The organism is Streptomyces sp. 8N616, from assembly GCF_052246385.1.
Taxonomy (GTDB): domain Bacteria; phylum Actinomycetota; class Actinomycetes; order Streptomycetales; family Streptomycetaceae; genus Streptomyces.
Map to the genome: position 1 here is coordinate 228,125 of NZ_JBQQBY010000001.1, position 12,051 is coordinate 240,175.

Consider the following 12,051-nt stretch of genomic DNA (forward strand, 5'->3'; position numbering starts at 1 on the left):
GCGTCGCGCCGGGCTGTGCCGACACGAATTCGGCCGCAGCCGCCGCACGCTCCTGCTGATCTCCACGGTTGCGGTCCTCAGGAACTGCTCGGCCGCCAGGCCCGCATGGAGGAGCGGACGCGGATAGCGCGGGAGATGCACGACGTGGTCGCGCACCGGGTGCGCCTCATGGTGATCCACTCCGGGGCTCTGGAGGTCTCGGTGAGCGAACGGAAGACCGCCGAGGCCGCCGAACTCATCGGCGAGATCGGCCGGCAGGCCCTGGAGGAGCTGCGCCAGGTGCTGGGTGTGCTGCGGCCCGAGGAGAGCGCGGGTAGCGAGGCCGGTGCGCCGCGCACACCGCAGCCCACCCTGGAGGATCTGCCCACGCTGGTCGAGCAGTCACGCGGTACCGGCATGCGGATCGAACTGGCCCAGTCCGGTACGTGCCGCCCGCTGGACCTGACAGCGGAGCGCACCGTCTACCGCCTCGCTGGGCACCGGCCTCCCGGAGCCGGGCCGCGAGCTGAGTGGCCTGCGGGGGACGCACCTTGACGGCGTTCTGCGAACTCGCCGCGATGAAGTCGCGTACGGCGGTGTCGGCGATGAGCCTGCCGCGGCCGATCACCACGACGTGGTTCGCCGTCACTTCCCTCTCACTCATCAGATGGCTGGACACGAACACCGTGCGGCCTTCCGCGGCCAGCCCCTTCATCAGGTTCCGGAGCCACCGAACGCCCTCCGGATCCAGGCCGTTGACCGGCTCGTCGAGGAGCAGTACGGGCGGATCACCGAGCAGGGCGGTGGCGATGCCCAGCCGCTGTCCCATGCCCAGGGAGAAACCGCCGACCCGCTGATCCGCCACCCCCGTGAGGCCCGTGATCTCCAAGGACTTCGGCGGCCCGGGCGGGCCGCCTTCGCGTCGAGCACCGCACCGACTCTGCGCAGGGGGTGCCGCACCTGGTGCGGCCTGCCGTTGACGAGCGCACGGCCCGAGTCCGGGCGGTCCAGACCGAGGAACAGCCGCATCGTCGTGGACTTGCCCGCGCGATGGTGCGGGGGACGGGGCCCGCCACAGCGCGCTCGGCAAGGCGGATGCGGATCCGCGGATCGAGGACGCGACCGTGCCCGTCTACGCTCTCGCACCCGAGTTCGTGGCGGGCCGGGCCGATGTGCCGGTCGCCCGGCTGGAGTTCCTCGCCACGGACATGCTGCGCGGGGCGCGGGTGGTGCCGCTGGACGGCGACGCCGTACGGGCCGTGGGGCGCGGGCACCACGGTTGGAGGCATCCCGGCACGGGTGCGCGAGGCGTAGGGGGCGAGCTGCCCGGGTCGGCGTACGACCGGTGCGACGGGGCCGGGGGATACGGGCGGGGGCGCAGCCGCCGCCTCAGCCGCCGCCCCGGCGCAGCCTCAGGAGGCGGCGGAGGCCGGGCGTGATTCGCCGACTCCGGCACCGCCTTGCCGGGGCCCGTGCCGGGGGCTCGTGCCGGGGCTCATGCCCGGGCGCGGCCGGCAGCGCAGGTCGTCTCCCGATCGTCTCCCGATCGTCTCCCGAGCTCGCTCGCCGCAGGCGACCTCGTGTCACCGCTCGCCAGTAGGGTGAGAGCATGGCCGACCCCAGCAGCTACCGACCCAAGCCGGGACAGATCCCCGACTCGCCGGGGGTCTACAGGTTCCGCGACGAACACCGGCGGGTGATCTACGTCGGGAAGGCGAAGAGCCTGCGCCAGCGCCTCTCCTCGTACTTCCAGGACCTCGCCGGGCTGCACCCGCGCACCCGGACCATGGTCACCACCGCCGCGTCCGTCGAGTGGACCGTCGTCTCCACCGAGGTCGAGGCGCTGCAGCTGGAGTACTCCTGGATCAAGGAGTTCGACCCGCGGTTCAACGTCAAGTACCGCGACGACAAGAGCTACCCGTCCCTGGCCGTCACCCTCAACGAGGAGTTCCCGCGGGTCCAGGTGATGCGCGGGCCGAAGAGGAAGGGCGTGCGCTACTTCGGGCCTTACGCTCACGCCTGGGCCATCCGCGAGACGGTGGACCTGATGCTGCGGGTCTTCCCCGTACGCACCTGCTCCGCCGGGGTCTTCAAGCGGTCGCACCAGATCGGCCGTCCCTGCCTGCTCGGCTACATCGGCAAGTGCTCCGCGCCGTGCGTCGGCCGGGTCACGCCCGAGGAGCACCACGAACTCGCCGAGGAGTTCTGCGACTTCATGGCCGGCCGCACCGGAACATATCTGCGCCGCCTGGAGAAACAGATGCAGGAGGCCGCGGAGGAGCTGGAGTACGAACGGGCGGCCCGGCTGCGGGACGACATCGAGGCGCTGCGCCGCGCGATGGAGAAGAACGCCGTCGTCCTCGCGGACGCCACCGACGCCGACCTGATCGCGGTCGCCGAGGACGAGCTGGAGGCCGCCGTCCAGATCTTCCACGTCCGCGGCGGCCGGGTGCGCGGCCAGCGGGGCTGGGTCACCGACAAGGTGGAGGCCGTCGACACCGCCGGGCTCGTCGAGCACGCGCTCCAGCAGCTGTACGGCGAGGAGAGCGGCGAGGGTGTGCCGCGCGAGGTCCTCGTGCCCGCCCTCCCGGAACCCGTCGAGCCGGTCGCCCAGTGGCTCTCCGACCGCCGCGGCTCGAACGTCAGCCTCCGCATCCCCCAGCGCGGCGACAAGAAGGACCTGATGGCGACCGTGCAGCGGAACGCCCAGCAGGCGCTGGCGCTGCACAAGACCAAGCGCGCCTCCGACCTGACCACCCGCTCCCGCGCCCTTGAGGAGATCGCCGAGGCGCTGGAGCTGGACTCCGCGCCGCTGCGCATCGAGTGCTTCGACATCTCCCACCTCCAGGGGCAGGACGTCGTCGCGTCCATGGTCGTCTTCGAGGACGGGCTGGCCCGCAAAAGTGAGTACCGGCGGTTCCAGATCCGAGGGTTCGCCGGGCAGGACGACGTGCGGTCCATGCACGAGGTGATCAGTCGTCGCTTCCGCCGCTATCTGCTCGAGAAGCAGAAGACGGGCGAGTGGGACGAGGAACCGGCTGGCGAGAACGGGAACGGCGAGAACGGGAACGGCGAGAACGGCGACACGGACGCCGAAGCCCTGCCCGGCGGCCCCGTGGACTCCGAGACCGGCCGCCCGCGCCGCTTCGCCTACCCGCCCCAGCTCGTGGTCGTCGACGGCGGCCGGCCGCAGGTGGCGGCCGCGCAGCAGGCGCTCGACGAGCTCGGCATCGACGACGTGGCCGTCTGCGGCCTCGCCAAGCGCCTCGAGGAGGTCTGGCTGCCGAGCCAGGACGACCCGGTGGTCCTGCCGCGCACCAGCGAGGGGCTGTACCTCCTCCAGCGGGTCCGCGACGAGGCCCACCGCTTCGCCATCACGTACCAGCGCAGCAAGCGCGGCAAGCGGATGAAGGCCGGGCCGCTCGACACCGTCCCCGGCCTCGGCGAGACCCGCCGCCAGGCGCTGCTCAAGCACTTCGGCTCCCTGAAGCGGCTGCGGGCGGCCACCATCGACGAGATCTGCGAGGTGCCCGGCATCGGGCGCAAGACGGCCGAGACGATTGCGGTGGCCCTCGCGAAGGCGGCGCCCGCCGCACCGGCCGTGAACACCGCGACCGGGGAGATCATTGAAGACGAGGCCACCACGACGGCCGCGTCCTCATCGGAACGGGGGCAGGACAGATGACCGGCATCGACGGAGACGGAGAACAGGTGAGTACGGGCACGACAGCCGAGGGCGGCGCCGAGGTGGCGGCCATCCCGGAGCTGGTGATCATCTCTGGCATGTCGGGCGCGGGCCGCAGCACCGCGGCCAAGTGCCTGGAGGACCTCGGCTGGTTCGTGGTCGACAACCTCCCGCCAGCCCTGATCCCCACCATGGTGGACCTCGGGGCCCGCTCGCAGGGCAACGTCGCCCGTATCGCCGTTGTCGTCGACGTCCGCGGCCGCCGCTTCTTCGACAACCTCCGCGAGTCCCTGGCCGCCCTCGACGCCAAGAGCGTCAAGCGCCGCGTGATCTTCCTGGAGGCGTCCGACGAGGCGCTGGTCCGCCGCTTCGAGTCCGTCCGCCGCCCGCACCCCCTCCAGGGCTCCGGCCGGATCGTCGACGGCATCGCCGCCGAGCGCGAACTGCTGCGTGAACTGCGCGGCGACGCCGACCTGGTGATCGACACCTCCAGCCTCAACGTCCACGAGCTGCGCGCCAAGCTGGATGCCCAGTTCGCGGGCGAGGAGGAGCCGGAGTTGCGCGCCACCGTCATGTCGTTCGGCTACAAGTACGGCCTGCCCGTCGACGCCGACCTGGTGGTGGACTGCCGCTTCCTGCCCAACCCGCACTGGGTGCCGGAGCTGCGACCCTTCACCGGCCTCAACGACGAGGTCGCGAATTACGTCTTCAACCAGCCGGGCGCCAAGGAGTTCCTGGACCGCTACGCCGAGCTCCTCCAGCTGATCGCCACCGGCTACCGCCGCGAGGGCAAGCGCTACGTGACCGTCGCCGTCGGCTGCACCGGCGGCAAGCACCGCAGCGTCGCCATGTCCGAGAAGCTCGCCGCCCGCCTCGCGGCCGAAGGCGTCGAAACCGTCGTCGTCCACAGAGACATGGGGCGCGAGTGACGGCCGGTAAGTCCTCGCGGCTGGGGCGCGTACGGCGGCTGGTCCCGGAGCGTACGGGCTTGGGCACGGACCGTGCCCAAGGGCGCGCCCAGGCCCGTACGTTCCGCAGGCGCGGCACGCAGCCCAAGGTCGTCGCGCTCGGCGGCGGCCAGGGACTGTCCGCCTCGCTCGCCGCCCTGCGCCGCATCACCGGCGATCTGACCGCCGTCGTCACCGTCGCCGACGACGGGGGCTCGAGCGGCCGCCTCCGCGACGAGCTGGGCGTCCTGCCGCCGGGCGACCTGCGCAAGGCTCTGGCCGCGCTGTGCGGCGACGACGACTGGGGCCAGACCTGGGCCCGGGTCATCCAGCACCGCTTCGCGAGCGAGGGCGACCTGCACGGCCACGCCGTCGGCAATCTGCTGATCGTCGCCCTGTGGGAGCAGCTCGGCGACCACGTCAAGGCCCTGGAGTGGGTCGGCAGGCTGCTCGGCGCGCACGGCAGGGTGCTGCCCATGTCGGCCGTGCCGCTGGAGCTCGAGGCGCTGGTCCGGGGCCACGACCCGTCCAGGCCCGGCGAGGTCACGACCGTACGCGGCCAGGCCACCGTCGCGCTGACTCCCGGCGAGGTCCAGTCCGTCCACCTGGTGCCGAACGACCCGCCGGCCGTGCCCGAGGCCGTCGAGGCGGTCCTCGACGCGGACTGGGTGGTGCTCGGCCCCGGCTCCTGGTTCTCGTCCGTGATCCCGCATCTCCTGGTGCCGCGGCTGCTCGACGCGCTCACGGAGACCAAGGCACGCCGGGTGCTGTCCCTGAACCTCGCGCCGCAGCCCGGCGAAACCGCGGGCTTCTCCCCGCAGCGTCATTTGGAGGTTTTGGCCCGACACGCCCCTAAACTCGCCTTCGACGTGGTGCTGGCCGACGAGGCCGCCGTGCCCGACCGGGACAGCCTGACGGACGCCGCCGAGCGGCTCGGCGGGACGGTCGAGCTGGCTCCCGTGGCCTCGCCCGACGGCTCGCCGAGGCATGATCCGGAGCTGTTGGCGGCCGCGTACGACCGTATTTTTCGGATGCATGGAAGGATCGGCCCATGGCGATGACGGCAGCGGTGAAGGATGAAATCTCCCGGCTCCCCGTCACCCGGACCTGCTGCCGGAAGTCGGAGGTTTCGTCGATCCTGCGGTTCGCGGGAGGACTGCACCTGGTCAGCGGCCGGATCGTGATCGAGGCCGAGCTGGATACGGGCATCGCGGCCCGGCGGCTCCGCAAGGACATCCTGGAGATCTTCGGGCACGCGTCCGACCTCGTCGTGATGGCGCCCGGCGGGCTGCGCCGCGGCAGCCGCTATGTCGTACGGGTTGTGGCGGGCGGTGACCAACTGGCCCGGCAGACCGGTCTGGTCGACGGCCGCGGCCGCCCGATCCGCGGCCTGCCGCCGCAGGTGGTCTCCGGCGCGACGTGCGACGCCGAGGCCGCCTGGCGCGGTGCCTTCCTCGCCCACGGCTCGCTCACCGAGCCCGGCAGGTCTTCCTCGCTGGAGGTGACCTGCCCGGGCCCGGAGGCGGCGCTGGCGCTGGTCGGCGCGGCCCGGCGGCTCGGCATCGCGGCCAAGGCCCGCGAGGTACGGGGCGTGGACCGGGTCGTCGTACGGGACGGGGACGCGATCGGCGCGCTGCTGACCCGGCTCGGCGCGCACGAGTCCGTACTGGCCTGGGAGGAGCGGCGGATGCGCCGCGAGGTCCGCGCCACCGCCAACCGGCTCGCCAACTTCGACGACGCCAACCTGCGCCGGTCGGCGCGGGCCGCCGTCGCTGCGGGCGCGCGCGTGCAGCGGGCGCTGGAGATCCTGGGCGAGGACGTGCCGGAGCACCTCGCGGCCGCGGGCCGGCTGCGGATGGAGCACAAGCAGGCCTCGCTGGAGGAGCTGGGCGCGCTCGCCGACCCGCCGCTCACCAAGGACGCGGTGGCCGGCCGTATCCGCCGACTGCTGGCCATGGCCGACAAGCGGGCCCAGGACCTCGGCATCCCGGGCACGGAGTCGAACCTCACGGAGGAGATGGCCGACGGCATGGTCGGCTGACCGGTCGCCGCACCCACCTGTTCGCCCTCGGCGCATTTGTCCGGCGCCGGGGGCAGCTGCGTTCGGTGTCGCTCCGCGCGGTGTAACCGCGCCGGTATCTCCGTGATCGCCGTCGATCCGGCTTACACCAGTATGTGGGGCGTGCAGCACTGGCAGGCGCCCACCTCCACCAAAAGTGAAGAACCTTCCCGTCACCAGGCTGTGGCTGTGGCGATCGGGAGACGCGGCCTGGGCTTGGCCGTGCGACGTCGAGCAGAGAAGACCGCGCCCCACCAGAGGACGGAAGCAACTAGGTTGCGTGCGCGGCGCACCGGCAGCTGGAACCGCTTCACCGGCGCCTCCGACGGCTGGCAGCCCGTCGCCTCGACTTCAGCGGCTACGCGGGCAAGAAGGTCGAGCTGTCCGTCTCGTACGTTACCGACCCCGGCACGGGCGGGCGCGGCGTCTTCGTCGACAACACCCGGCTCCTCACCGGCGGCACAGGCCAGGACGACGGGGGATTCGAGACGGCGCTGGGCCGCTGGGTCGTTCAGGGACCGCCGCCCGTCAGGTGACCGGCGCGGAGTGGGCCCGCTCCAAGGAGCTGTTCCGCTGCTCGGCCGCGGTGACCACCCGTGACACCGTGCTCCTCGGCTTCGGTCCGGAGCATGTCGCCAGTGTGAACGAGAGGTCTCGGCTGGTAGGCAGCGCTGCGCGCCCTTCGCCGCTGACCCCCGAATCCAGGGCCGTGTCCCCGGCCGCCCGATGTCACCCCATGCGCCGGAGAGGGGTAGGGTCGGGGGTGGTCGGGGACATCCCATACAGCTCGCCGGAGTGCAAACCGGCGTACCAACGAGGAGATCGGTTCGTGACGATCCGCGTAGGCATCAACGGCTTTGGCCGTATCGGCCGCAACTACTTCCGGGCGCTCCTGGAGCAGGGTGCGGACATCGAGATCGTCGGTGTCAACGACCTGACCGACAACGCCACCCTGGTCCACCTGCTCAAGTACGACTCCATCCTGGGCCGGCTGAAGCACGAGGTCAGCCACACCGACGACACCATCACGGTGGGTAACCAGACCTTCAAGACGATGGCGGAGCGCGACCCGGCGCAGCTCCCCTGGGGCGAGCTCGGTGCCGACGTCGTCATCGAGTCCACCGGCATCTTCACCAAGCGCGAGGACGCCGCGAAGCACCTCGCCGCCGGAGCGAAGAAGGTCCTGATCTCCGCGCCCGCCAAGGACGAGGACATCACCATCGTGATGGGCGTCAACCAGGACAAGTACGACGCCGCCAACCACCACGTCATCTCCAACGCCTCCTGCACCACCAACTGTGTGGCGCCGATGGCCAAGGTCCTCGACGAGAGCTTCGGCATCGTCAAGGGCATGATGACGACGGTCCACGCCTACACCAACGACCAGCGCATCCTGGACTTCCCGCACAAGGACCTGCGCCGCGCCCGCGCCGCCGCGGAGAACATCATTCCGACCTCCACCGGTGCCGCCAAGGCCACCGCACTGGTCCTCCCGCAGCTCAAGGGCAAGCTGGACGGCATCGCCATGCGCGTCCCGGTGCCGACCGGCTCGGTCACCGACCTCGTGATCGAGCTCGACCGCGAGGTCACCAAGGACGAGATCAACTCCGCCTTCCAGAAGGCCGCCGAGGGCCAGCTCAAGGGCATCCTGGAGTACACCGAGGACCCGATCGTCTCCTCGGACATCGTCAACTGGCCCGCCTCCTGCACCTTCGACTCGCAGCTGACCATGGTCCAGGGCAAGCAGGTCAAGGTCGTCGGCTGGTACGACAACGAGTGGGGCTACTCCAACCGCCTCGTCGACCTGACCGTCTTCGTCGGCGGCCGGCTCTGAGTTCAGAGCAGGCGACTCGATGTGAGTGACAGGGCTCGCGCAGCGCACAGCGCGCCGCACGGGCCCTGTTACCCCTTTTGCGGCTGAACCGCCGCCGCTCTCGCGGAGGTGGTTGCTCGCCGTGTGGGTTGCTCAATTCATGGTTGCTCTGTTTCTCGTGAAGCGTTGCGCCGCTGCTAGGAGTCCACTCTCATGAAGACGATCGACGACCTCCTCAAGGAGGGCCAGGTCGCGGGCAAGCGGGTCTTCGTCCGCGCCGACCTGAACGTGCCGCTGGACGGCACGATCATCACCGATGACGGCCGGATCCGCGCCGTCCTCCCGACCATCGCCAAGCTCGCCGACGCCGGCGCCAAGGTGATCGTCGCCTCTCACCTGGGCCGCCCCAAGGGCGCCCCTGACCCGCAGTTCTCGCTCGCCCCCGCCGCCTCGCGGCTCGGCGAACTCCTCGGCAAGGACGTCGCTTTCGCCACCGACACGGTCGGCGAGTCCGCCCGTAGCACGGTCGCGGGTCTGTCCGACGGCCAGGTCGCGGTGCTGGAGAACCTTCGCTTCAACCCCGGCGAGACCAGCAAGGACGACGCCGAGCGCGGCGCCTTCGCCGACCAGCTGGCGGCCCTGGCCGACGTGTACGTGGGCGACGGCTTCGGCGCCGTGCACCGCAAGCACGCCTCGGTCTACGACCTCCCGGCCCGCCTCCCGCACGCCGCGGGCGGACTCATCGCGGCCGAGGTCGGCGTCCTGAAGCAGCTCACCGAGGACGTCAAGCGCCCGTACGCCGTCGTCCTCGGCGGCGCCAAGGTCTCCGACAAACTCGGCGTCATCGACCACCTGCTGGAGAAGGCCGACCGCATCCTCATCGGCGGCGGTATGGCGTACACCTTCCTCAAGGCTCAGGGCCACGAGGTCGGCACGTCGCTGCTCCAGGAGGACCAGATCCCGGCCGTGCAGGCGTATCTGCAGCGGGCCGAGGAGCGCGGCGTGGAGTTCGTCCTCCCCGTCGACGTGCTGATCGCCACCGAGTTCCCGGACCTGAAGACCAAGGCGCCGGCGAATCCGTCGGCCGTCGCCGCGGACGCCATCCCGGCCGACCAGGAGGGCCTGGACATCGGCCCGGAGGCCCGCAAGCTGTACGCCTCGAAGCTCGCCGACGCGGCCACCGTCTTCTGGAACGGCCCGATGGGCGTCTTCGAGCACCCCGACTACGCCGAGGGCACCCGCGCAGTCGCCCAGGCCCTGATCGACAGCCCTGCCTTCACCGTCGTCGGCGGCGGCGACTCGGCCGCGGCCGTCCGGATCCTGGGCTTCGACGAGAACGCTTTCGGCCACATTTCGACCGGCGGCGGCGCGAGCCTCGAGTACCTCGAGGGCAAGACGCTTCCCGGCCTCGCAGCACTGGAGGACTGAGCTGCGTGAGCGACGCACGCGCGGCCGCCGGGCCGCAGACATGCACGAAACCCGCACCTCTGCGCCGCGCGGGCGGAGATGGGGGCACCGCCCAGGCGACAGCTCTGGGGGAGAACAATGAAGGAGGGGCATGAGCACCCGTACCCCGCTGATGGCGGGCAACTGGAAGATGAACCTCAACCACCTCGAGGCCATCGCGCACGTCCAGAAGCTCGCCTTCGCGCTGAACGACAAGGACTACGAGTCCGTCGAGGTCGCGGTCCTGCCGCCCTACACCGACCTGCGCTCGGTGCAGACCCTGGTCGACGGCGACAAGCTGAAGATCGTCTATGGCGCCCAGGACCTCTCTGCGCACGACTCCGGCGCGTACACCGGTGAGATCTCGGGCTCGATGCTGGCCAAGCTGAAGTGCACGTACGTCGCGGTCGGGCACTCCGAGCGCCGCCAGTACCACGGCGAGGACGAGGAGGTCGTCAACGCCAAGGTGAAGGCTGCGTACCGTAACGGTCTGACTCCGATCCTGTGCATCGGCGAGGGCCTGGACATCCGCAAGGCGGGCAACCAGGTCTCGCACACCCTCGCCCAGCTCGATGGTGCGCTGAAGGACGTCCCGGCCGAGCAGGCCGAGACGATCGTGATCGCGTACGAGCCGGTGTGGGCCATCGGAACCGGCGAGGTCGCCACGCCCGAGGACGCCCAGGAGGTCTGCGGGGCGATCCGCGGCCGCCTGGCCGAGCTCTACAGCCAGGAGCTGGCCGACAAGGTCCGGATCCAGTACGGCGGCTCGGTGAAGTCCGGGAACGTCGCGGCGATCATGGCGCAGGCCGATGTGGACGGCGCGCTGATCGGCGGGGCCTCGCTGGACGCCGACGAGTTCGTCAAGATCGTCCGGTTCAGCGATCAGTAGCCTGACCGGCGAGTAGGCCGTAAGGCCTCCTCCGTCGTACTCTGTCGGGGGTCGGGTGGTGCGGACCGGATCCGGTCCGTTCGGCCCGGCCCCCGTCGCCCGTGTCCGTACCGTCACTGTCCGAGAGAGTTGGTCCAGCCGTGATTCTAGGGTTCTCCATCGCCCTGATCGTCTTCAGCCTGCTGATGATGCTGCTGGTGCTGATGCACAAGGGGAAGGGCGGCGGTCTCTCCGACATGTTCGGTGGCGGCATGCAGTCCTCCGTCGGCGGCTCCTCGGTCGCCGAGCGCAACCTGGACCGGATCACCGTCGTGGTCGGTCTGCTGTGGTTCGCGTGCATTGTCGCCCTCGGTCTGCTGATGAAGCTGGACAGCTGACCTCTGCCGTCCGACTGACACGCCGTCGCAGGCGCGGCTTATCATGGGGTCGGCGTCCTCGGGGGCGGGTGTAACTCCGGTCACTGGACGCGCGTTGGGCCTTACGTAGACTGGGGCGCCCGGCAGCGGAGCTGCCTATCGATGCTTTGCGGCACCATCACGCAGGGAGTTACGACCGTGGCAAGTGGCAACGCGATCCGTGGAAGTCGGGTCGGAGCGGGGCCGATGGGCGAGGCCGAGCGGGGCGAGTCCGCGCCGCGCCTGCGCATCTCCTTCTGGTGCTCCAACGGGCACGAGACGCAGCCGAGCTTCGCCAGCGACGCGCAGATTCCCGACACGTGGGACTGCCCCCGCTGCGGCTTCCCGGCCGGCAAGGACCGGGACAACCCGCCGGACCCGCCGCGCACCGAGCCGTACAAGACGCACCTCGCGTATGTACGGGAGCGGCGCAGCGACGCGGACGGCGAGGCGATCCTCGCGGAGGCGCTCGCCAAGCTCCGCGGCGAGATCTAGCGATCTCGCTCGCAACAGAACCGATCCACCGGCCCGGTGGGCGCGAGAACTCCCTCCGCCCACCGGGCCGGTGCCGTTGCCCCTGTTTCCGGCCAGTCGTTCCGCGGTGGGCAGCAGCCACCCACTGGCCCGCGGTCGCGCACGAGCCCGAACGGCATGGGGTACCCCCATCGCCCTTGCGGAACGACTGCCCGCACCCGGCTTGAGTTAGGTTGGCCCGTGCAGTGGGGGACCGTACGAGAAGAAGTGGGCTGATGTCCGAGATGAACGCAGGCGAGGGGTACGCGCGAAGCGCTCCTAAGAAGGGTGGTGGCGGGCGACGGGCGGGACGTACCAGGCTCGA

At 70.9% G+C, this 12,051-nt stretch carries 12 protein-coding genes and 1 pseudogene; 12 read left to right on the forward strand and 1 reads right to left on the reverse strand.

Features of this window, described 5'->3' with window-relative positions:
* Window positions 1-105 precede the first annotated feature (105 nt).
* Entirely contained in the window at window positions 106-534 is a 429-nt protein-coding gene (locus ACTWQC_RS00995; RefSeq protein ID WP_443313523.1) for a sensor histidine kinase, read from the forward strand.
* Here ACTWQC_RS00995 and ACTWQC_RS01000 read toward each other — a convergent pair.
* Window positions 479-1,026: pseudogene (locus ACTWQC_RS01000) on the reverse strand (ABC transporter ATP-binding protein); the annotation flags it as partial. The gene ACTWQC_RS00995 and the pseudogene ACTWQC_RS01000 overlap by 56 nt on opposite strands.
* Window positions 1,027-1,103: 77 nt before the next feature.
* On the opposite strand from ACTWQC_RS01000, the gene ACTWQC_RS01005 reads away from it, so the two are divergent.
* The 11 genes from ACTWQC_RS01005 (at window position 1,104) to ACTWQC_RS01055 (ending at window position 11,708) form a co-directional block, all read left to right on the forward strand.
* Window positions 1,104-1,418: a hypothetical protein gene (locus ACTWQC_RS01005; protein WP_443313524.1), complete on the forward strand. Its 315-nt coding sequence runs from the start codon at window positions 1,104-1,106 to the stop codon at window positions 1,416-1,418.
* Between the two features lie 170 nt (window positions 1,419-1,588).
* Entirely contained in the window at window positions 1,589-3,664 is a 2,076-nt protein-coding gene (uvrC, locus tag ACTWQC_RS01010; RefSeq protein ID WP_443313525.1) for an excinuclease ABC subunit UvrC, read from the forward strand.
* The gene (gene rapZ, locus ACTWQC_RS01015; protein WP_443313526.1) at window positions 3,661-4,593 is read left to right on the forward strand and encodes an RNase adapter RapZ; all 933 of its coding nucleotides are present in this window, start codon (window positions 3,661-3,663) and stop codon (window positions 4,591-4,593) included. The genes uvrC and rapZ overlap by 4 nt, the downstream gene beginning before the upstream one ends.
* The gene (locus ACTWQC_RS01020; protein WP_443313527.1) at window positions 4,590-5,672 is read left to right on the forward strand and encodes a gluconeogenesis factor YvcK family protein; all 1,083 of its coding nucleotides are present in this window, start codon (window positions 4,590-4,592) and stop codon (window positions 5,670-5,672) included. The genes rapZ and ACTWQC_RS01020 overlap by 4 nt, the downstream gene beginning before the upstream one ends.
* Entirely contained in the window at window positions 5,663-6,652 is a 990-nt protein-coding gene (gene whiA, locus ACTWQC_RS01025; RefSeq protein ID WP_443313528.1) for a DNA-binding protein WhiA, read from the forward strand. Before ACTWQC_RS01020 ends, whiA begins: the two co-directional genes overlap by 10 nt.
* A gap of 398 nt (window positions 6,653-7,050) precedes the next feature.
* Entirely contained in the window at window positions 7,051-7,206 is a 156-nt protein-coding gene (locus ACTWQC_RS01030; RefSeq protein ID WP_443313647.1) for a hypothetical protein, read from the forward strand.
* A gap of 293 nt (window positions 7,207-7,499) precedes the next feature.
* A complete protein-coding gene (gene gap, locus ACTWQC_RS01035; RefSeq protein ID WP_443313529.1) occupies window positions 7,500-8,504 on the forward strand; it encodes a type I glyceraldehyde-3-phosphate dehydrogenase in 1,005 nt (334 codons plus the stop codon).
* Between the two features lie 192 nt (window positions 8,505-8,696).
* A complete protein-coding gene (locus ACTWQC_RS01040) occupies window positions 8,697-9,911 on the forward strand; it encodes a phosphoglycerate kinase (RefSeq protein WP_443313530.1) in 1,215 nt (404 codons plus the stop codon).
* 130 nt (window positions 9,912-10,041) lie between these two features.
* The gene (gene tpiA, locus ACTWQC_RS01045; RefSeq protein WP_443313531.1) at window positions 10,042-10,818 is read left to right on the forward strand and encodes a triose-phosphate isomerase; all 777 of its coding nucleotides are present in this window, start codon (window positions 10,042-10,044) and stop codon (window positions 10,816-10,818) included.
* Between the two features lie 140 nt (window positions 10,819-10,958).
* Window positions 10,959-11,195 (forward strand): preprotein translocase subunit SecG, encoded by a 237-nt coding sequence (gene secG, locus ACTWQC_RS01050; protein ID WP_443313532.1) that lies wholly within the window; start codon window positions 10,959-10,961, stop codon window positions 11,193-11,195.
* Window positions 11,196-11,372: 177 nt separating this feature from the next.
* Window positions 11,373-11,708, forward strand: coding sequence for an RNA polymerase-binding protein RbpA (locus tag ACTWQC_RS01055; RefSeq protein ID WP_076971064.1), 336 nt, complete (start codon window positions 11,373-11,375; stop codon window positions 11,706-11,708).
* Window positions 11,709-12,051 lie beyond the last annotated feature (343 nt).